Below are 20,399 nucleotides of genomic sequence, written 5' to 3'. Positions count from 1 at the left end.
AAAGCCATGAATGAACTGGGAGAAATCCGGCCGAGTCAGTTGATCTTCACCTTCGGGGTGGGTTCGCTGGTGGACTTGCCCAACATGTCAGCCTTGGTCATGGGGCTGGACGACTGGGACACGCGTTACTGCAAGGAAATTGAAGAGGACCGTTTGGTCGCAGCCATCCAAAAGAGGCTGGGGGCTCAATTGACCAAGCTGTACCTGCCACCGATGAAGCTGGATGGTATGGACAGGGATCCTGCCGCTCCGGCTGTTGGTGCGCCAGTGGCCCCGTTTCCTAGGTGGCAGCGTTGCTCTCTGTGCGACACACTGGCCACAGTGGAGTCTGGTGTGTTCAAGCTTTCACAAGACCCGTATCGACCTGACCGCACCCAATATGTGCACCAGGGCTGCTTAAAGAGTCTGGGTGGTAAACCACCCGCAGCCTTGTCGGTTCGTTTCTTAATTGCCTGCCGTGAAGGCCACCTGACTGATTTCCTTTGGTTGGAATTTGTGCACAAGGGCAACGTGCCCTGCCAAGGAGCACAGCTGTCGTTGCGCGAATATGGCGCCTCGGGTGATGCGTCTGACATCGTTGTGCAGTGTCACAGTTGCGGCCTAACTCGACGCATGGCTGATGCGTTTGACAGCAATACGCCTTTTAAATGTCGCGGACATCATCCCCATTTGCGTTTGATTGAGCCAGATTGTCCTGAACCGGCGAAAACAATTCTGCTTGGAGCCTCGAACAGTTGGTTTCCCACTGCACTGTCCGCCTTGTCAATTCCTAGGTCGGTGGACAAGCTAGGCAAGATGGTGGAGGAGCAGTGGACTGACTTGAAAGACACTGAGGACTTAGATGAATTGCGCTTACTGCGCAAGCGCAGTCAGAAGTTCCAGTCACTCATACCCTTATTTGCTGCATACGGTGACGACGACATCTGGGCGGCCATTGAGCAAAAGCGTGCCGGAACTCAAAAGGGTGATGCGCCGCCAGAGGATCTGAAACTGCCCGAGTGGCAGGTATTCTCCAACCCTGGAAGTGCTGCAGAGAATCGTGATTTCAAGCTGAAAAAGGTGGCTCCACCCAAGGGATTTGAGTCCTTGCTTGAGGACACAGTATTAGTGGAGCGCATACGTGAAGTGCGTGCGCTGATGGGCTTTACCCGCATTGAGTCCAACGCAGATTTTTCTGAGGCCACGAACTTGGGCGAAGCCAGACTGACCAAGCTTAGCCGGGAAAATCCGAAGTGGCTTCCAGCTTCTGAGGTCCGCGGGGAAGGTATCTTTATTCGGATCCGTGAAGAGGCTTTGTTAGCTTGGCAAGACAAGCCTGAAGTGCAAAGGCTCCAACTGGAATTTTTGGAGTCTCACAAGGCCTGGCGCACACTCAGAAAACTGGACCCACCTGAAGAACATTTCCCAGGTGTTCGACTTGTGCTTCTGCATTCACTTGCTCATGCGCTGATGAGGCAAATTGTGCTGGATTGCGGCTACACAGCAGCCAGTGTGCGCGAGCGTCTGTACTCAAGACAGCCTGGTGATGTCGGTGGCCCCATGGCAGGGGTCCTGCTCTACACAGCAGCACCAGACAGTGAAGGCACATTGGGTGGATTGGTGGAGTTGGGAGATCCTGTAACCCTTGGTCGACATATGGAGCAAGCACTGGAGAGCATGCGCTTATGTGCGTCTGATCCACTCTGTGCTGAACACAGACCGGACACCCTGGGTAGAACAATTCAGGGGGCGTGTTGTCATGCATGCCAGTTCGCACCTGAGACTTCCTGTGAGCGCGGTAACCGCTACTTGGACAGATCCGTACTGGTGAATACCTTCACAAGTACGGGAACAGCGTTCTTTGACTGATACATGCCAACTGACCTCACCAATCAAATCAGTGCACTTACAGTTCGGGCACCAGCAGCTTGGCTTCAGGAGGTATGGTCAGAGCTACGCTCTGCCCCAGCGACTGCAACTGCTGATTTCCTAAAAAAGCGGCTACCTGCGACTTCCAACTCAGATTTGGCGCATCTGCTTCAACAGATACTTGACCTTGCTGAAGGATCTATGTCTTGGGAAGCTCTTGGCTACGGTCTTCAGGTATCGTCAGAAATTCATTCAAGTTATCTGGACACTAGACAGATTGAGATGCTCTGGTCAGGTCCTCCTCCATCAGGACACCTTGCGGCGCGGCGGATCGATCAGGCGCTGTATGACCTTATTGCCTTAGCCAAGCACGAGATCCTTTTGGTGACCTTTGCCGCGGTCAAAGTTGAACGGCTGGCAGACACATTGCTGAAGGCCGCACAACGGGGTGTAAAAATTAGGCTGGTATTGGAGTTCGCCGAAGCATCTGAGGGACAACTCAGCTTTGACGCGCTTAGGGCCTTTCCCACCGCACTGATCGACACAGCAGAGGTTTACTACTGGCCCGTTGAAAATCGCGAGCGGAATCAAGCTGGCAGACCAGGCAAGCTCCACGCAAAGCTAGCTGCGATTGACAATGTTGTGCTTATTTCAAGCGCAAACCTTACTGATGATGCCTTTAGCCGCAACCTTGAACTTGGCGTCAAATTGACCGACCCAGACGTTGTCCTCTGGGCAAAAGATCATTTTCAAGGTCTGATCCGCGACAACACACTTCGCCGACTATCACGCTAATTAGTACGGCACCAATACCCTGATTTCTCGCAAACCTCCTCCTGCCGTACCACGACCAAAAAGTCAGGAGGTTCTGAGACGAAACGGGGTTTGAGACGGGTTTAGGGGGTGGCGGGCCATGGGGGCAGTCAGGAGCCCATAACGCAAAGCCCCGCGTGGTGCGGGGCTCTGAGCGCCTGACAACCTGAATGAGCGAGTTAGCAGGACTTGTTCTGGCGGTCTAAAGAGTATTCGAAATTTCGATACGACCACAGTTTTAAAAAATGCTCGGCGTTCGTGCAGAACATGGTGCAAGGTAAGGCTGGAGGGACCCAAATAGAAATTGGGGGGGTGGGGGTACGGTGGGGTACGCGGCACCCAAATTTCCTTACCCTCTGGTGCCTGCGGGTTGACTCAGACTGAGGCCGGGTCGGCGTTGGGCGTCGCTTGTATGCAGAGAGAGTGCGGTTTGGGTCACTTCAATGCAGCTTGGCTGTTGAGCCATGTGGGGAATATTGTGGGGATTACCACATCGTCCCATTGAAGAGCGTTGATTTACTTGACTTTTTGGCGGAAGCGGTGTCCGTAGAACTAAGAGTGTGAATTTTTTAAAAATATACTTTGTCCCACATCTTGTACCACATTTAAGCAGCTGCTTAACCAAGGTGCTAACCCAGTCATATCAACGTGCTTGGGATAGAAATTGATGATTCGTGAAAAAGCAAAGGCAAGAAAACAAGTCGTTGAGCAGCAGACCAAAAGGGACAACGACGCCAGAATTCAAGCCTTGCGCTGACGGTCAGGATAGTTGACGTCAAGCAGCAACTAGTTATGCCATTCATTGAGCATTGGATAACTCAGATTAAACCCTCCTCTGCAAAGCTCAGCACCTTAGAACGTGTGACGATCATGTGATCGAGCACGCGCACATCCACCAACGCAAGAGCGCTTTTCAGAGTCAGTGTGAGTTCTTCATCTGCCCTTGATGGTTGAGGTGAACCACTTGGATGGTTGTGGCACAAGATGACTGATGCAGCGTTTCGCTTTAACGCCTCCAACACTACTTCTCTTGGATAGACTGACGTTTGAGACAAAGTGCCCCTGAAGAGCTCTTCATAAGCGATGACTCGGTTTTGTGAGTCCATGAATACCACCGCGAACACCTCATGCGGTCGGTCGCCCAACTTCAATCTCAAATAGTCTTTGACAGCATCTGGTGACTGAAGTGTGTCGATATGTTGAATTTCACAAGCAAGCAATTCCAAGGCTTGCTGGATGATTGGATGCTCTGCGTAATTTGCCATTCGTACTCCTGTTGGGTTGTACATATGGCTGGCTTGCTACCCCCCCGGAGGCCCCCCATGGGGGTGGGGGGATGGGGGCACATTAGACCAGTGCCTCTCAGTGCGTGAGCAATTTTTTAAGACATACACACGTTAGACTACATAAGTAACAAGTGACTTTTTGATAGCAGGTGAAGCGACATGAATTTGAGAACTACCGGTGTCTATGCACTCTTTATTGCCATGCTGGCTTTTTGTTCTGTAGCAGCAAGTCAGACCCAACAAACCACGGAGATTGAATATGACATGCAGCGGCTTGATGCACGCTTCAGGGTCTTCAAGACCCGTAACATTTGGAATACGCTACACCTAGACACACAGACAGGTCAGCTTTGGCAAGTGCAAATAGCACTCAAGGATGAAGATCGAATGAAAACCGTTTTGAATAAGGATGTACTCGCTCCTACGGGTTCACGACCTGGACGTTTTACGCTTTACTCTAGCCGCAACATGTACCAGTTTATTTTGCTTGATCAAGATAGCGGGCGTACGTGGCAAGTGCAATGGAGCATTGATGGTAATCCTGGATTTTGGCCAATCGAAGAGAAGAAAGCAGGCTCAGAATGGAAGCGCTAAAATTTCTTTTCGGATTTTTAACTGCATCAATATTTTTATTGAATCCAATTTTTGTTACTGCGCAAGAGAGGTATGCGCATAGAGTTTTAGAAGCTATTAAAAACTACGAGCTGAAAAAAGATGTAATGCAGTTACAGTCAATTAGAATTTTTGGCCGAGATAATGAATTGGCACTTGATTGGCTCGAAAAAAACATGGATCATGATGAAGATGTTTTTCATATAGCTGCTCTTGCCTTCTCAGAAGCTAGCTTGCAAAAGTGGAATTCAAGGGCTGAGATAACATTGTTGAAAAGCTTAAAGCTCAAGCCTAATCAATATACGGCACTGAAGCTTGGATATATTTATCTGGAAACTGATAAGCCAAAAGCTTGTGGACTTTTCAAGCAGGCAAATGATATAGATCCAACTGGCTTAGGTAATGAGCAATATGCTTTTTGTTTGATGCCTGCCTTTGATGATCGAATTCATAGAAAATCAGATGCGGAAGCTTGTAAAATTATTAATATGATGGCGACTGAGTATTGGAAGTTATTTGAAACAAGCTCGCATTGGGAGGCTGGAAGGGTTTATTTTTTAAATGCTGATTGCTTAACAAAAAATAAAGCCTCTCCAGCTTTTAGCGAAAACTTAAAGGAATCTGTTGAATGGTTAAGGCGAGGTATGATTAATGGACACGAATATTCGGCTTTTTACTACGCAGAGCATCTTGAAGGTGGCCTAGGAATTCTCCGTGATGTCAAAAAATCTATTGAGGCGTATAAGACGGCCGCTTCGTTGGGACTTAATCTGGCTCAAAATCGTCTTGGTGTTATTTATGCTGAAGGAGTAATGGTGCCCAGAAATTTAATCGAAGCATATAAATGGTTTTTAATTGCAACAGCAAATGGCTACGAACCAGCAAAAGATAACCGCATCCGTGCTGAGTCACGTCTTAGCCGTGTTGAAATCCGCAGTGCTGAAAGTTCAGCAAAACAGTGGCTTAAAGAAAATAAATAATGACGCCTTTTTGATTGTTGGTATAAATCAGTAGATTTTCACTCTTTATTTTTTGAGCTTGCAATTACTAGGCATAAAAGCGCTACTAATGCAAATACTATTCCTAATACGGGACTTCTTTCTCCTACCTGCGTCCCAGTGAAAAATGCAAATACACCGTATGCATATCCAAAAATATTCATTTCAGTTTCCCCAATATCCACGTTGTGAATAAACAAAATTACCAGCTACACGGTCATCATAAATGAACCCCTTGGGTTCGAAACCCATCCATGGCCCCGGGTACGTCTTTAAAATTTCGAACCCGTTTGTCTTCAACCCATTCCTAGCCTCCCTGACTCCTGCGAAGTTTAGCGAATCGATGATTGCAGGACGTTCCGTACCCCCTTGATCTTGGAAAAAATAAATGGTTGCAGTGTCATCGGCATTTCTTTCGATCAGCGCCCAGTTGTGACATAACATCCCAAGTACCTTGACCCACCAATCACGGTTGCTGATCTTGAAAACTGGTGGAATCAGTTCCGCAAAATTGAACTTTGAGGGGTCTTCAGGCTCATACCTTCGTGCTCGCCATGCTGTCTCATAGTCATACTCATCATCGCGTCCGACAAACTGGAAAGGCAAAGAGTCCTTCCTTTCAATGGCAAGCATCAATTGCTCAGCACGGGCTGCCATCTCTTCATCAAAGTCATAATCCAACATGAAGCGAGCTTCATCGAACTGCGCAAGCTGTCTGAAAATTTCAGCCCCAAGCATTCGATGAGAATCAGTGTTCTGATCAACTAGCAACAACAATTTTTGCAAGTTCCCCCGCTCATCGAACTCCAATTCAATTCGGCCACCCTCACTGCGTTCATCATTGGAGCGCTGCCAACAGAGTAAGCGCAGGGGTAATTCGTACGAACTCTCAAAGCGACCCCCTTGAATGAACTCAAAAATCTGCTGAGGTGAAGCCTGGTCATATTTCGCCACATCTAGGTACTTCTGCTTTTTTGCTTTCTTCTCGAGCCTAAGTACCAGACTCTCTGGGAGCATTTCCCCCACATCAAAAATACCAGTCAGATCATAGGTCTCGTAGGAATCAACTTCTTTTGCAGTGGGCCAAAAAATTGAGGATTTGCAATGTGGACAAGCTACCAGTAGCGGCGTTGTTGGCAACATTGGAGCACTCATTTGTCCATCAGATCGGAACTTGGCCCTACTGGTGTTTCCAGATGAAATGCTCCGACGTACAAATACCCCATTGCATGACTGACATTCATAGACGTAGGATGGTCCGGGAAGCATAAATTTTCCTTTTGTTGAGGGCGGTCACCCTAGTTTGGGTCTCGAAATTCCCGGCAATGCAGGGGATATCCGTCTAGGCAACCTTGGTAATCGAGGTCATCTATGACTTCACCATACTGGTTGCTCCGCTACTTTACGAACATTGTTCGTATAATTTACTGCGCATGCTCAAATCCCCGCAATCGGATCAAGTCAAAGTAACGCGCAAGGCCCTGGGCTTCACTCAGAAAGAATCTGCAGAGATGGTCCATTGCAGCCTGCGTGCTTGGCAGTTATGGGAGGCTGGGGATCGCAATATGCCTGCTGGTATTTGGGAACTCTTCGTGATCAAAACGGGGCTGCATCCACTGTACTCAAAGCAAATTTAATCGCGGATTCAAGTCCCCACACGAGGTGTTTCATGTCTCGTTAAACCGTGTTGTACTTCATACTTGAATCCGCTCATAATGATTACAACGCTCATGTTCTGGTTCCATGGCCGTACGAAATTGCCAGTAGCTTCTACCCCTAATGAAAGTACGGAATGGTGACACTGAAAGACGCTTTGAAAGAAGCATTGAAACAAAATGAACACTGGCAGCCGCGTTCAAATAATCATGAAACTGGCGACGACCTATTTTCAGTACATGGGCCTTCGCTCAGAAGGCACGGTGGTGTTCCGCTCGATGTCTACCTGAGCCATCAAGACCCTAAGTTATTCAATCGGATTGATGCCCATGCCAGTGAAGGCGTGATTTCGCCAGACGTCCTATTGCAACTCGAGGCCGAAGATGAGGGCAATCTGGGTCATAAAGTTTGACCCAAACGTACTGGTTGCAGACGCATTACTTGGGCCACCTCACTCACCTTAAAACAGAAAGTTGTGCCAGATACCTTTGCTTAAATCGAGCCTTCGTGGACGGCAGTTCTTCACATGGGTTAATCCCTGTAATGAGCGCGTTGTTCATATAGTTTTCCGCAGGGTGTTAGAAAGCGCCAGAAGACTTTCTTTTGATGCAGACTCACCCCATGCCGGTTCTGACTCGAAGTACCAACTGGCGAATTTTTCCAAGTCAATACGTACATATGAACTGCCGACTGCAGCCGCAACCCAATAGTGGTCACGCTGTCAACAGCCAAACCCATCAGTAACTCACGGTAGTTGATCTGATTGGGTTTGACGTGTGTATGTCCGATTCAGCTACCTCGCAAAGTTAGCCGATGCGCGTGTATCAGGTCGACTATCAATTTGCTCCTAGCTTTACTTATGGCAGCCATCTGCGGGTCCTTTGGGCCAGCTCCAAGCCTGGAAAGTTGGTGTTCCTTTTCGTCAAGCTCCAGATACCGGCAAAACAATGGGATGACTTCAAGGTGAAGTGCAGAGCGTTTGAGATATTCAGGATCGTCATCGTAAATGTCACGAGGCAATGAGCCAGTCCCCCCATCTTCATCGTCGTAAACAATACCAGTGTAAATATTTGTCCAGTAGCCCGTGAAAGCGGAATGGTCGGTTTCGTCGAAGGTAAGCATTCAAGCTCCTAGCAAGTTGAAAAGGTCAAAGCGCGGGCGTCCACGTTTTGACACGGGGTGATTGCTGCCAGGGGGCAGCCATAAGGTTCGCGAGACCGGGGGCCCGGACTTGCGCGAGAAAACTGAAACCCGCCGCCAACCGGACAACAGTAAAGGTTGTGCAAGGGTGCGCATCCCGAGCCCAAGATAGCGTTCCAATTCTTCTGGAGAGTAAGACCCGCTAGGTGAATAACGCGCTGACCATACAGCCACGGCGGCCACGTGTTTGGACAGACGTTCAATAGAGGTTGAGCCTCTCATTTGGGCCTCCTGTGTTTTGGACTGTTGGGTCGGGTGTGGTTTGGTGCAAGGGGGGCGGGTTGTTTTGGCGAGGGTTGAAGTGCATCACCGCAATTGCCCAGCGCTGAAAACCCATTAACCATGCGGGTTTGCGAGGCAAGCGGTGCAGGCGGTGCAAAATCGCAAGCTCTTTCATTCCTCTTCTTCCCTTTTCTTCCTTCTTTCTTTTTTTCTGAGAAGCTAAAAAAATGCCTCGCCTGCACCGCTTGCCTCGCAAACCCGCATGGTTGCGTGTGGCATTCCCCCAAACCTGTAGACACTTTTCATAGCGCAGTTTGACGCTGGCGCTCGAACTCATGGGGGCTGAGTTGATCGAGATGCTTGTGGCGCCTGACTCGATTGTAGAAAACCTCGATGTAATCAAAGATCTCTGACTTTGCCTCAGCCCTGGTTTGGTAAATCCGCTTTTTGACCCGCTCGCTCTTCAAGCTGCTGAAGAACGATTCGGCCACCGCGTTATCCCAACAGTTTCCCCGGCGGCTCATGCTGGGGCTCAAACGGTTGTCTTTGCACCAGCGATTGAATTCGTCACTCCCAAATTGGCTGCCTTGGTCCGAATGGATGATCACCGAATCCTTGGGCTTTCTGCGCCAAACCGCCATCGTCAGTGCGTCCAGCACCAAGCTCGTGCGCATGTGTGACCCCATGCTCCAACCAACGACCGCACGCGAGTGCAAATCCAGCACGGCAGCCAAATACAACCAACCCTCATGCGTGCGGATATAGGTAATATCCGTTACCCAAGCTTGGTCTGGCTCATCATGCTGGAATTGACGCTCCAGTTGATTGGGTGCCACTTGCGCAGGCTTGCCCACCTTGTACCTGGGTCTCCTGTACCCCCGCACCGATTTGATCTTTGCTGAACGCATCAACCTGGCAACCCGGTTCTCGCTACACGCCACACCCGCTTCCTTGAGGTCACAGAAGATGCGGGGGCTGCCGTAGATTCCCATGCTTTGGTCGTAGAACTCACGAATCTGCGTGGTCAACTTTTCGTTGGCCTTGGCCCTTGGGGAGAGCGGCTCACGCAGCCAAGCGTAATAGCCACTGCGGTGTACCTTGAGAACACGGCACATGCTGGTCAGGCGAAACTCACTTTGGTGCGCCTGCATGAATGCGTACTTCACCCGGACTGCTTGGCAAAGTACGCTGCGGCCTTTTTTAGGATATCGCGCTCCTCTGTGGTCCGCCTGAGTTCCGCCTTGAGCTTGACCATCTCGGCTTGCAGCGTCTTAAGGTCACTTGACTGAGGTTGTTCTGACTTTTTGAACTTGTTGACCCAGCCGTAAAGAACACCCTCGGGAATTCCAAGCCGCTTGGCAACATCGACGACTGGGTGCCCTTTATCGATAACTTGCTTGACCGCCTCGGACTTGAACTCGGCGGCATATTTGGTTCGTTCCATTTGCATGGCTCCTCTTCAGTTTTGACATCATTATTTGTCTACTGATTCGGGGGAATGCCAGTGCTTTATTGGGCGGTGCAGTAGCGGTGCGTTACTACTTGCCTCACACATTTGCACGGAACTCCACTAATTGACCCGCCCTACAAGTGGCTACGCCGTAAGTGATGCCGAGTGCAGCCAATGTCGGTGCATGGACTGCGAGAGCGTTCCTGGTGGAGCGTTCGTTGCGGTACATGCCACCACCGCCTGCCGCGCTGCTGCGGATGTGTAGTTCTTTGAGCATGACTCCGACATGTAAGGTGCCTTGCGGGTCAACATATGCGTAACGCATCAGCGTGCGGCCAGCCCCAGCGGGGGGCCTGGTCCCTGGTTGTGCCTTTGCGCCGAGTTCGGCAACCAGCTTGCGCACTGCAATCACGACTGGCGTTGCGTCGGATATTTCTTCTGCAACCTCGCGACGGTGCTTGTGCATTGACTCTTGAAACTGGCCAGCCTGCCATCCGACAGCCGCCGTGATGGCCTCACCCAACTGTTCGAAATCTACAAGCCGATGTGTGTATTTCCGCTTCCGTGCCTCTTGAAGTCCAGCAAGCCCTGCGGCTAGTAACGTGAGCACTGCGCCAGTTAGTTCTGGGCGTATGACTTTGAATTTCGCTTCGACATCCGAGGCCCCCACGAATGCAACGCGTTTACTCAATGCGATCCTTACGGTTCTACTTCGCGCGTCCGCGCGCGTGATAACTGGAACAATGGCCGTGATGATGAACGGTGCCAGCACTTGGACTGCGAATTCATCTCCCTGCGTATAAAGTCGCCGCGTTGCCAGGACTGTGCCGGTCGCTGTCTTGCATAACAGGTCCTGCGCGTCATCTGAGAGCGGCCCCCCCGCGTTGTCATATGCAAGTACAAGCCGGTTCGATGCTCCCGCTGCAACGTCCTCTTCATTGATTCCTGTCGAGGCCAGACCGCCTGATGTTGTGGGGTCAATCAATGTCACTAGGTGAGATGCAAACGTCGTTTTTCCGGCCCCCGCGCCTGCGATTATTTCAGCAAGGGGACTAGGAGTGTCTGGTCGGAGCCACTCGCACAACATCACGATAACGCTGGGCACGGTGTCGGCTTTCACGCCCTGGGCTACCAGCCAATCTGTCAGAAACTCCCAGGCCTGAGATGGGGGCTTCTGTGAGTCCGGTAAGCGCAGCTCTCCATATGCCGCGCCACGACGGAACGCCACATCATGGTTAGTTTCCACAGACCAGCCAACGGCGGTGATATGCACTACATCGCCGGCCTTATTGCCTATATCGATGATGTACCCCCCGTACCCGTCTGAGGCGGTTCGGTTATGAATGTGAATTTTATTGCCCTGCTGGCGAGCTCGCGCCCTGATTGGGGCAAGTTCTCGCTTTAGCACCTCGTGGCTCGGCACAGTGCCGGTGATTTCTGCCACTCGAAGCGCGACGGCGTCCAGTGCCGCCGAAAATTCAGCGTCGATGAATTCACGCCTCCCCGCCGGAGTGGTGTAGGCGTACATAAGTCGCCCATGTTGATCAGTTAAAAATTCTAGGTCGCAGATTGCCTCCCGGGTTTTCGCGCCGAGATCGCCCTTGGGCCTTTTGCCACCAGTGCCCGCTTGAGCGCGAGCCGCCTCGACCTGCTCGGTCTCCGGCGCAATGTCTTCCGGCAGTATTTCTGGGTCGCAGTCTGGCATTGAGCTCGCCGTTTCGCCAGCGTTATCAACAGTGTTTTCGGTTTGGACTTCCGCTGCGCGTTCGCGCGCAAGGCGCGCCCGCTCTTCGGCAACTAGTTGTGCAACACTCATCGAACACCTCCCGGTATTTCGGTCAGCTCGTTCCATGTTCTTCGGTGATGCGCTGCCAAATACAAAGCTGCCACTCGTGCCTCGGCAGAAGCTGTGCGGCAACCACGAGATGCTTCGACAACAGCAACTGCTCGCTGCTTCGCCATGCCCAGCAGCACTCCGGCTGCCGCGTCTGGCGGCATGATCGGTGATGAGGAATCAAATACCTGCCCGGGGTCATATCGGGCGTCGGTCGGTGCCGCCTGTGCGCGTGTGGAGTCGCTTGGCGACGTTTTCCCAAACCGAACAGCCATCTGGCGCAGGTTGTCTGCGCCAAGGTATGGGCTTAGTGCCTTGAACGCTTGCAGTCCCCTAGACCAATCTTGGTAGCTTCCCGCGTATAGGAGTGGTACCGCCTGCTCCAATCGAGCCAGACTCGGAAGGCCGTTCGCGGTTATGCCTGGCGTGATCGTCTGTTGCTGGGCCTTTGGGCCGGGGCTCGTCTGCCTTACTGGCTCCCCGTGCTGGGTCAAGAATTCCTGAAGGCCAAAAACTGCCCCTTCATGCCGCCAGCATTTGGCAAGGTGCGCGCGCTCTGGGTGAACTCCGAACATGGCCTGTTGCTGGCACAAGCTATTGCCCGTTCTGTCGGCTAGACCAGAAAAGAAGACGGTGTTCACCGCTTCATGGGCGATCCGGTATGCGTTCGCATCTAGCCTCAAGTCCACCGGGATAATCAGCCGAACCCGGATGCCCGGTTTGTCCGCCCGCCCAAAAGAGTGCGTCGTGTACATCAGACCGGCGCGCCCCCTGCCAATAACTTGACTGCCAATCGTCACTAACTGATCCTGCTTGAGTCCATCGAATTCAAAGACAATGAAAGTGGTGTCAGTCATGTGAGCCGCCGACCTCATGGCCCCGACTTCCGGTTCCCCACGCTCGCGTGCGCGCGCTAAGGTTTTGCCAGACAGCGGCACGTCATCGCGCAGCATTCCTGGCGTGAAATAGGGCAGCTTTTGTTTGTGAGCGCAGAGTACAGGTCCGGCAACGGGTGCAAGGGTGCACATTAAGTCAGGCCACTTCAAACCACGCACCATCCGATCAGGGCGCGTGCTGCTGATGTTGCGATAGATCGCGAGTTCACTCGTGTGCATTGTGTTCATCCTCGCCACCCTGGAGCGGGGTTGCTTACTATCGGTTCGCCGGTTGAGGCGTCTAGAACCACTGGCTGCACGTTGTTGCTGAGACTGACGGACTGGCCACCGCCCAGGTCGATGCTGATCTGAAAGCTCGGACCCGTGTTTTGGGCCTTTTCTTCCTTGGGTTCGACACTCAACTTGCCCATGACCTCCGCAAGCCGTAGCAAAAATGAGGGGGAACACTCACCCAGGTCTACTGTTTCGCGCAGCCGTCGCATCGCCTCGTACAACAGTGACCGAGCGCGAATCCGTGCTGCCGACCCATCACGCTCAAGCTCAGCGGCAGCCCGCTCAACTCGTACTGACATTTCGGTATCGGAAAGGGCAGCTAGGACCTGCTCGGGCTCCATGCCGTGCAGCGCCCCTACACGCTCAAGCGTGGTAGCGCCCACTGCAAACCGTGCGGCGTCCTCAATAAAGGCCTCAACACCTGAGGTAATCAGAGGGCAGTTCAAGCTGCACCTCGCTCGCGTTGTTGTTTGATATACCCCTCAACTTCAGACGCGTCCCATACGGTGCAGTTCTGCCCGATCTTGAACGGCTGCGGGAACTCGCCAGCTTTGACCATTCGCCAGATGGTGGCGGGGCTACATGGCAGAAGGCCTGTACGTTGCTTGGTGCTGGCCAGTTGGCGTAACCTGAAAAGGCGCTGGGACATTGATCGACTCCATATGAACCCGCGTTGAGCGGTATGAAGTGAATTTACTGGCGTTAATTTTTTTGCTTTTGACTGCCCATCAGAAATTTTTTAGCCGCTGCCACGTCTGCTCTGACCGTATTTACGCTGCGTTTATATTTAGCCAAAAACCTTTGAGCTATCCACGAATTGGATTTGCCCAGCCAGCCATTTGCAGAAATTTTTTTAGCTATTTCGTTGATGCGATCATTGCGGTCTTTCACGTCATCGCGTTCCGTTACACCCTGTTGCCTCAACTCAATGAACGCTGTTGACGCAATCCGCAACAGTTTCTCCGACCTGGCCCAATTCTTCCACGTGGTGATCAACTCTGCAGTTTCAGCGTTCTGTTCGATTCCGCGCTGTTTGATGGCGATCTCTTCGGCCTCGGTCATATCCCGTAAGCCTTCTGGGGTCCATATCTTCCGCCACCACGGTTTTCTCCCCCGCTTTTTCATGCTGCCTCCCTTTCTAGGGCTGCCAATTTGCTTGTGACCGATCCGGTCGCATAGTTTGCCCAGTCCTTCATTAATGCAGCCCGCTTGGCGTAAAGGTCGCTTCGCCGATAGGCTGCCTCGACCGAACCACCGACCGTATGGGCTAGGGCCATCTCGCAAACTTCGTTAGGGTAGTTTGTCGTCTCGGCTGTCCAGTCCCTGAACGTTGATCGGAAGCCATGCGCAGTGATTCCGGGCACATGCCTTCGAAGCAGCATGGTCAGGCTCATGTCCGATAGCGGCGTGTTTTCCTTTCGCCCGGAAAAGACCAACTGCTCATCGACCATACGGGGCAGTGCGCTGAGCAGTTCTATGGCCTCATGAGACAAGGGCACCCGGTGCGCCTTGCCTGCTTTCATCCGCTCGGCGGGTATGTTCCAGACTCTGTCCTTGAGGTCGATCTCTTCCCAGGTTGCGCCCCTGGCCTCGCCGGAGCGGCAAGCCGTTAGGATGGTGAATTCCAGGCACCGGGCGCTCATGCCTTCTACCGACTTCAGCTTATGAATCAGTGCGGGCAACTCCTGCCAAGGCAGTGCGGGGTGGTGGGTGCGTCCGTTGACTCTGGAGGGTTTTGGTAGTGCTTGGTCCAGGTGGCCCCGCCATGATGCCGGGTTTAGTCCCCGTTCACGGTGCCCTGCTGCCATCGCCCATGACAGGACCAGCTCAATCCGATTGCGTACGCGTACCATGGTTTCGTTTTTCGTATTCCAGTGAGGCTGGACGACTGCCAGCACGTGCGGCGTTTCCACATCCTTCACGGGCAGCGAACCCATCGTGGGATATACGTAAGTGGCTAGGGTGTTTTCCCACTGTTGCCCATGCTTGACGTTTTTCCAGCTCGGACGGTGTAACTTGATGTACTCCCCGGCGGCCTTCTCGAAGGTCATTACGGCCGCTCTGTCGGCTTTTTTCTTGGCAAGGGGGTCAACACCCTTAGCGATACCTTCTCTTAGGTCTCGTGCCCGTTTGAGCGCATCTGCAAGGCTTACTGCGGGGTAACCCCCAAGGCCAATGTCTGACCGCTTGCCATTGACCATTGCGCGCAGCAGCCAGTTTTTTGTCCCTGTATCACGGACCCACAAGTAAAGGCCCGGCACAGTGCCCACAGGATGACGTCCAGGATCGGTCAATCTCTTGACCTCGATTGCAGATAGCTCTTTGGTTCGCTTAGGCATCCCGTCCTCCTTTGCCCCACATAAAGTCTGTGTCCCACATCGTGTCCCACAATGACTGATGCACTCAGGTGCAACGCATTGAGACAATCAGGATCGAACTATACAGGGAGTGAGACTTCTTGTCCCACATAAAGAGGCGAAAAAAAAGGCCCTGATAGGGCCTTCTGGCGGAAGCGGTGAGATTCGAACTCACGGACCTTTTCAAGTCGCCGGTTTTCAAGACCGGTGCAATCGACCACTCTGCCACGCTTCCTTGGGGTGTGATTGTAGCGAGTTAAACCCCATGATTTTGGGGGTGGCAAGCGAATGACGGGTCAAAAGCCATTCAGGCGCTGCCCAGCATGCCGCGTTTTTCGATGAAAGCCACCACTTCGGCGAGCCCATCCAACGTTTTCAGATTGGTCATGACCCAAGGGCGTGTTTCGGGATTGGGGCGCATGCGGTGGGTGTCGTCGCGCATGACCTGCAAGTCGGCGCCCACATGGGGTGCCAAATCGGTCTTGTTGATGACGAACAAATCGCTCTTGGTGATGCCGGGGCCGCCCTTGCGTGGGATTTTTTCGCCAGCGGCCACGTCGATCACATAGATCGTGAGGTCAGACAGCTCGGGGCTGAAGGTGGCGGCCAGGTTATCGCCCCCGCTCTCGATGAACACCACATCCGCATTGGGAAATTTTTCCAACATGCGGTCGATCGCTTCGAGGTTGATGGACGCGTCTTCGCGGATGGCCGTGTGTGGACAGCCGCCGGTTTCCACCCCCATGATGCGCTCCGCAGGCAGGGCGCCGCTGACGGTGAGCAAGCGTTGGTCTTCCTTGGTGTAAATGTCGTTGGTGATGGCGATCAAATCCCAGCGCTCGCGCATGTTTTTGCACAGCATCTCGAGCAGTGTGGTTTTGCCCGAACCCACGGGCCCGCCAATGCCCACGCGCAAGGGGGGGAGTTTTTTGTTGCGGTTGGGGATGTGATGCAGTGCAGAAGTCATGATCGGAAGATGCGGGAGTATTGGGTTTCGTGTCGGGCCGACAAGATGGCCAGCATGGGGCTGAAGGCCTGCCGGTCTTCATCGTTCAGGTGCATGGCGGTTTGCACCGCCAGCGGTATTTCACGGGCCAAACGCGCCAGCATGCGCTGCCCTGCACTTTGGCCCAAAGGCACGGACTTGAGGGCGGCTTGGGTCATGTTTTCGGCCCAGCCAAAGGCATAGGCTTGCAAAGCATGGTCCAGCGGTGTGGGCGCCAAGGACAATGCCAGCGCCATGGCCAAGGGGTAAGTCACAGGCAGGCGGGCGCACACCCTCAATTGATCTTCGCTGGCTTGCTGCAGGTTGCGCAGCCAGTCCAGCAGGGAGCGGCCCATTTGCTCGGTTTGCAGGCGCATCTCGGCGGTTTCGCGGGTGGCCATGACCCAGTTGTTAAGCGCTTGCAGCCGGGCGGTCTCGTGCTGCTGCCATGCGGGGATGGCTTGCGCCAACACCGCCATGTCGCCACGCGACTGCGTCAGGTGCAGTTGGTCTGCCACCCAGTCGGTGGCACTGTGTTCGTCGCGTACCAGACCTTGTTCAATGGCCGCTTCCAGGCCTTCGGAATACGAAAAGCCGCCAATCGGCAGTGCGGGTGATGCGAGCCAGATCAGTTGCAACAGGCCCGAAGGCGCGGACTCAGTGCTCATGGTTGCAGTGGGGACCATGCACATGGGGTGCGGCAGCGGCAGAATGGATGGGAATGGCGATCCGTTGGGCGACGGGTGGTGCAGCGTGCTCGTGTGTGCAGTCGGGGCCATGCACATGCGGTTCGGCGTGGTCTGCATGACCGTGATCGTGACCATGTCCTCCCCCGTGCGCATGCCCACTGTGGTCGCCATAAGCGCCGCTCTCGGGCTCAAAAGACTCCGACACCGCCACCACCGTCATGTGCATGGCCCGCAGCATGTCGGCCAGCACATGGTCGGGTTCGATCTTCAGGTGGTCGGGCTGCAATTCGATGGGCACATGCCGGTTACCCAAGTGGTAGGCGGCGCGGGTCAGGTCAAAGGGCGAGCCGTGTTCTGTGCAAGCGGTGATGCGCAGCACGTCTTGCGGCGCGGCCACCACCCGGACCAACGAGCCGTCTTCGGCCACCAGCACATCACCACCACGCACCACCGTGCCCCGAGGCAAAAACACGCCCAAGGCACGACCAGCGCTGTCGCTCGCGTCAAAGCGGCTTTTTTGGCGGGTGTCCCAGTCGAGGGTGATGGTGCTGGCGCGTTGGACGAGCACGCGGGCCAGGCCACGGCCTTGGGGCATGAGTTTGGAGCAGAGGATCATCAGAACAAAAAGTAGCGTTGTGTCATGGGCAGGCTGGTGGCGGGTTCACACACCAGCAGCTGGCCGTCGGCCCGCACCGCGTAGGTTTGTGCATCAACTTCCATGCGGGGCGCGTAGTCATTGTGGACCATGTCTTTCTTTCCCACTTGGCGGATGTTCTTCACGGCGCTCAGTGTTTTGGCCAAGCCATAACGCGCACCCACGCCCGCTTGCAAACCGGCTTGAGAGACAAAGGTCAACGAGCCGCGTGACAGCGCCCCGCCATAGCTGCCAAACATGGGGCGGTAGTGCATGGGCTGTGGGGTGGGAATGGATGCGTTCGGGTCGCCCATCGCGGCCAGCGCGATGAAGCCGCCTTTCATGATGAGCGCCGGTTTTACACCAAAAAACGCGGGCTTCCAGATCACCAAGTCCGCCCATTTGCCCACCTCGATGCTGCCCACTTCGTGGCTCATGCCGTGCGCGATGGCGGGGTTGATCGTGTACTTGGCGATGTAGCGTTTGACGCGGGCGTTGTCATGGCGGTCGGTGTCGCCGGGCAAGCTGCCGCGCTGCTGCTTCATCTTGTGTGCGGTCTGCCAAGTGCGGATGATGACCTCGCCCACCCGGCCCATGGCCTGGCTGTCGCTACTCATCATGCTGATGGCGCCCAGGTCGTGCAAGATGTCTTCGGCTGCAATCGTTTCCTTGCGGATGCGGCTTTCGGCAAAGGCGAGGTCTTCGGCAATCGCCGGGTCCAGGTGGTGGCAAACCATCAGCATGTCCACATGCTCGTCCAGCGTGTTGATGGTGTAAGGCCGTGTGGGGTTGGTGGAAGAGGGCAGCACATTGGCTTCGCCCACCACTTTCAAAATGTCGGGTGCGTGCCCGCCGCCCGCGCCTTCGGTGTGGAAGGTGTGGATGGTGCGGCCCTTGAAGGCCGCCACCGTGTCTTCTACAAAGCCCGATTCATTGAGCGTGTCGGTGTGGATGGCCACTTGGGTGTCGGTTTCTTCGGCCACCGTCAGGCAGTTGTCGATGGCTGCGGGCGTGGTGCCCCAGTCTTCGTGCAGCTTCAAACCAATCGCGCCCGCATGGATTTGCTCATGCAGCGCTGCAGGCAAACTGGCATTGCCTTTGCCCAAAAAGCCCAGGTTCATCGGAAAGGCGTCGGCTGCCTGCATCATGCGTTCGATGTTGAAAGGGCCCGGTGTGCAGGTGGTGGCAAAAGTGCCGGTCGCGGGGCCCGTGCCCCCACCCAGCATGGTGGTCACGCCACTGGCCAGCGCTTCGTCGATCTGTTGGGGTGCGATGAAGTGGATGTGTGAGTCAATGCCGCCCGCGGTGACGATCAAGCCTTCGCAGCTGATGATCTCGGTGCCGGGGCCGATGACGATGTCCACACCCGGTTGGGTGTCGGGGTTGCCCGCTTTGCCAATGGCGGCGATGCGGTTGCCGCGCAAGCCAATGTCGGCCTTGACGATGCCCCAGTGGTCGATGATGAGTGCGTTGGTGAGCACGCAGTCCATCGCACCCTCGGCGTTGGTCCGCTGCGACTGGGACATGCCGTCACGGATGGTCTTGCCGCCACCAAATTTCACTTCCTCGCCATAGCCACCGGCTTGCAGCGTGAAGTCTTTTTCCACCTCGATCACCAGAGCCGTGTCGGCCAAGCGAACGCGGTCGCCCACGGTCGGGCCGAACATCTCGGCGTAAGCGCGTTTGTCGATGTGGGCCATGTCAGAGTTTTCCTTGGGTTAAACCGCGAAAGCCGAACACCACCCGGTCGCCTGCGTAATCCACCAGCTCCACGGTGCGTTGCTGGCCGGGCTCAAATCGCACGGCCGTGCCCGATGCGATGTTCAAGCGCATGCCCTGCGCAACGGACCGGTCAAAGCTCAGACCCGCGTTGGTTTCTGCAAAGTGGTAATGCGAACCCACTTGGATGGGACGGTCACTGGCGTTTTGCACCACCAGGGTGCAAGTGCGGCGGCCCACGTTGAGGGCGTGTTGGCCGGATTCGATGAACAGTTCGCCGGGAATCATGGGGTGCTCACTTTTTGCCGAAGAAAACCGCGCACGCCACCAAGGCAGCTGCAAACACAAAACCCAGCACATCGGTGGCATGCCAGTGGTGGCCACCTAGGCCGTGCCCGTCGTGCGCGAAAGCGTTGTTGGCCAGTTGTGAGAGGACCAAAGAAAGTGTGAAGGTGATTTTTTTCATTTCAGCGCCTGCTTGTTCTTAAACGATGGGTTGGTGCACGGTCACCAATTTGGTGCCGTCTGGAAAAGTGGCTTCGACTTGGATGTCGGGGATCATTTCAGCGATGCCATCCATCACATCAGCACGCGTTAAAACGGTGCGGCCTTCGCTCATCAGTTGGGCCACGGTCTTCCCATCCCGTGCGCCTTCCATGACGGCAGCGCTGATCAAGGCAATGGCTTCGGGGTAGTTCAGTTGCAGGCCGCGCGCCTTGCGGCGTTCGGCCAAAAGTGCGGCTGTGAAGAGCAGCAACTTGTCTTTTTCGCGGGGGGTGAGTTCCATTTTGGTGCGTGGTGAGGGGTTTGGTGCATCGGATGGCTAAAGCTTAGCAAAGAGCGTGCCCTATATAGAGCGCCGGACAAAAACCATGGAAAACCCATGCCAACACTTGGTGCATGGGTCGTGATTTTGGGTTGGCACGG

General features: G+C 54.2%; 24 protein-coding genes and 1 tRNA gene. 6 read left to right on the top strand and 19 right to left on the bottom strand.

Annotation, left to right across the window (positions count from 1 at the left end; translation table 11 throughout):
* The first annotated feature begins 6 nt into the window (after window positions 1-6).
* On the top strand, window positions 7-1,848 hold the full coding sequence (gene drmB, locus ACHEXK_RS10910) for a DrmB family protein (protein WP_416546091.1): 1,842 nt from the start codon (window positions 7-9) through the stop codon (window positions 1,846-1,848).
* Between the two features lie 3 nt (window positions 1,849-1,851).
* Window positions 1,852-2,643, top strand: a complete 792-nt coding sequence (gene drmC, locus ACHEXK_RS10905; RefSeq protein WP_416546089.1) for a DISARM system phospholipase D-like protein DrmC — start codon at window positions 1,852-1,854, stop codon at window positions 2,641-2,643.
* 836 nt (window positions 2,644-3,479) lie between these two features.
* Here the strand turns inward: drmC and radC are convergent.
* Complete coding sequence (gene radC, locus ACHEXK_RS10900; RefSeq protein WP_416546087.1) at window positions 3,480-3,926, bottom strand: RadC family protein; 447 nt, start codon at window positions 3,924-3,926, stop codon at window positions 3,480-3,482.
* 180 nt (window positions 3,927-4,106) lie between these two features.
* Between radC and ACHEXK_RS10895 the strand changes: the two genes are divergently transcribed.
* Together ACHEXK_RS10895 and ACHEXK_RS10890 are read left to right on the top strand one after the other, a co-directional pair.
* Window positions 4,107-4,541 (top strand): hypothetical protein, encoded by a 435-nt coding sequence (locus ACHEXK_RS10895; RefSeq protein ID WP_416546085.1) that lies wholly within the window; start codon window positions 4,107-4,109, stop codon window positions 4,539-4,541.
* Window positions 4,529-5,539: a tetratricopeptide repeat protein gene (locus ACHEXK_RS10890; protein ID WP_416546083.1), complete on the top strand. Its 1,011-nt coding sequence runs from the start codon at window positions 4,529-4,531 to the stop codon at window positions 5,537-5,539. The genes ACHEXK_RS10895 and ACHEXK_RS10890 overlap by 13 nt, the downstream gene beginning before the upstream one ends.
* A gap of 183 nt (window positions 5,540-5,722) precedes the next feature.
* Here ACHEXK_RS10890 and ACHEXK_RS10885 read toward each other — a convergent pair whose 3' ends face one another.
* Window positions 5,723-6,712, bottom strand: coding sequence for a hypothetical protein (locus ACHEXK_RS10885; protein WP_416546081.1), 990 nt, complete (start codon window positions 6,710-6,712; stop codon window positions 5,723-5,725).
* A 278-nt stretch (window positions 6,713-6,990) separates the two neighbouring features.
* Between ACHEXK_RS10885 and ACHEXK_RS10880 the strand changes: the two genes are divergently transcribed.
* Together ACHEXK_RS10880 and ACHEXK_RS10875 are read left to right on the top strand one after the other, a co-directional pair.
* Entirely contained in the window at window positions 6,991-7,194 is a 204-nt protein-coding gene (locus tag ACHEXK_RS10880; protein ID WP_416546079.1) for an XRE family transcriptional regulator, read from the top strand.
* Window positions 7,195-7,349: 155 nt separating this feature from the next.
* Window positions 7,350-7,625, top strand: coding sequence for a hypothetical protein (locus ACHEXK_RS10875; protein WP_416546077.1), 276 nt, complete (start codon window positions 7,350-7,352; stop codon window positions 7,623-7,625).
* Between the two features lie 377 nt (window positions 7,626-8,002).
* On the opposite strand, the gene ACHEXK_RS10870 is transcribed toward ACHEXK_RS10875, so the two are convergent.
* From ACHEXK_RS10870 to ACHEXK_RS10790, 17 genes are all read right to left on the bottom strand, one after another.
* Entirely contained in the window at window positions 8,003-8,335 is a 333-nt protein-coding gene (locus ACHEXK_RS10870; protein WP_416546075.1) for a hypothetical protein, read from the bottom strand.
* 277 nt (window positions 8,336-8,612) lie between these two features.
* Complete coding sequence (locus tag ACHEXK_RS10865; RefSeq protein ID WP_416546073.1) at window positions 8,613-8,972, bottom strand: hypothetical protein; 360 nt, start codon at window positions 8,970-8,972, stop codon at window positions 8,613-8,615.
* Window positions 8,938-10,079 (bottom strand): IS3 family transposase gene (locus tag ACHEXK_RS10860; protein ID WP_416545314.1). Its coding sequence is split into 2 segments (ribosomal slippage): window positions 8,938-9,833 and window positions 9,833-10,079, totalling 1,143 coding nucleotides; the frame shifts between segments, so codons are not numbered across the junction. Before ACHEXK_RS10860 ends, ACHEXK_RS10865 begins: the two co-directional genes overlap by 35 nt.
* Window positions 10,080-10,182: 103 nt before the next feature.
* Window positions 10,183-11,901: a hypothetical protein gene (locus ACHEXK_RS10855; protein ID WP_416546071.1), complete on the bottom strand. Its 1,719-nt coding sequence runs from the start codon at window positions 11,899-11,901 to the stop codon at window positions 10,183-10,185.
* Entirely contained in the window at window positions 11,898-13,034 is a 1,137-nt protein-coding gene (locus tag ACHEXK_RS10850) for a hypothetical protein (RefSeq protein ID WP_416546069.1), read from the bottom strand. Before ACHEXK_RS10850 ends, ACHEXK_RS10855 begins: the two co-directional genes overlap by 4 nt.
* A 5-nt stretch (window positions 13,035-13,039) precedes the next feature.
* Window positions 13,040-13,225, bottom strand: a complete 186-nt coding sequence (locus ACHEXK_RS10845) for a hypothetical protein (RefSeq protein ID WP_416546067.1) — start codon at window positions 13,223-13,225, stop codon at window positions 13,040-13,042.
* A gap of 305 nt (window positions 13,226-13,530) precedes the next feature.
* Entirely contained in the window at window positions 13,531-13,737 is a 207-nt protein-coding gene (locus tag ACHEXK_RS10840; protein ID WP_416546065.1) for a helix-turn-helix transcriptional regulator, read from the bottom strand.
* A gap of 53 nt (window positions 13,738-13,790) precedes the next feature.
* On the bottom strand, window positions 13,791-14,150 hold the full coding sequence (locus ACHEXK_RS10835) for a hypothetical protein (RefSeq protein ID WP_416546064.1): 360 nt from the start codon (window positions 14,148-14,150) through the stop codon (window positions 13,791-13,793).
* A 59-nt stretch (window positions 14,151-14,209) separates the two neighbouring features.
* The gene (locus ACHEXK_RS10830) at window positions 14,210-15,427 is read right to left on the bottom strand and encodes a tyrosine-type recombinase/integrase (protein WP_416546062.1); all 1,218 of its coding nucleotides are present in this window, start codon (window positions 15,425-15,427) and stop codon (window positions 14,210-14,212) included.
* A 165-nt stretch (window positions 15,428-15,592) separates the two neighbouring features.
* Window positions 15,593-15,680: transfer RNA gene (locus tag ACHEXK_RS10825), tRNA-Ser, on the bottom strand.
* A 72-nt stretch (window positions 15,681-15,752) separates the two neighbouring features.
* Window positions 15,753-16,412: an urease accessory protein UreG gene (gene ureG, locus ACHEXK_RS10820; protein WP_416546060.1), complete on the bottom strand. Its 660-nt coding sequence runs from the start codon at window positions 16,410-16,412 to the stop codon at window positions 15,753-15,755.
* Window positions 16,409-17,098: an urease accessory protein UreF gene (locus ACHEXK_RS10815; RefSeq protein ID WP_416546058.1), complete on the bottom strand. Its 690-nt coding sequence runs from the start codon at window positions 17,096-17,098 to the stop codon at window positions 16,409-16,411. The genes ureG and ACHEXK_RS10815 overlap by 4 nt, the downstream gene beginning before the upstream one ends.
* Window positions 17,088-17,735, bottom strand: coding sequence for an urease accessory protein UreE (gene ureE / locus ACHEXK_RS10810; protein ID WP_416546056.1), 648 nt, complete (start codon window positions 17,733-17,735; stop codon window positions 17,088-17,090). The genes ACHEXK_RS10815 and ureE overlap by 11 nt, the downstream gene beginning before the upstream one ends.
* A complete protein-coding gene (gene ureC / locus ACHEXK_RS10805; protein WP_416546054.1) occupies window positions 17,735-19,453 on the bottom strand; it encodes an urease subunit alpha in 1,719 nt (572 codons plus the stop codon). Before ureC ends, ureE begins: the two co-directional genes overlap by 1 nt.
* A 1-nt stretch (window position 19,454) precedes the next feature.
* Window positions 19,455-19,760: an urease subunit beta gene (locus ACHEXK_RS10800; RefSeq protein ID WP_416546052.1), complete on the bottom strand. Its 306-nt coding sequence runs from the start codon at window positions 19,758-19,760 to the stop codon at window positions 19,455-19,457.
* Between the two features lie 7 nt (window positions 19,761-19,767).
* The gene (locus ACHEXK_RS10795) at window positions 19,768-19,938 is read right to left on the bottom strand and encodes a hypothetical protein (RefSeq protein WP_416546050.1); all 171 of its coding nucleotides are present in this window, start codon (window positions 19,936-19,938) and stop codon (window positions 19,768-19,770) included.
* Window positions 19,939-19,956: 18 nt separating this feature from the next.
* On the bottom strand, window positions 19,957-20,259 hold the full coding sequence (locus ACHEXK_RS10790) for an urease subunit gamma (protein WP_416546048.1): 303 nt from the start codon (window positions 20,257-20,259) through the stop codon (window positions 19,957-19,959).
* Window positions 20,260-20,399 lie beyond the last annotated feature (140 nt).

It is taken from the genome of Limnohabitans sp. DCL3 (assembly GCF_048019295.1).
Classification (GTDB): Bacteria; Pseudomonadota; Gammaproteobacteria; order Burkholderiales; family Burkholderiaceae_C; genus Limnohabitans_A.
The sequence above is the reverse complement of the archived record's forward strand: the minus strand, read 5'-3'. Positions and strand labels throughout refer to the sequence as shown.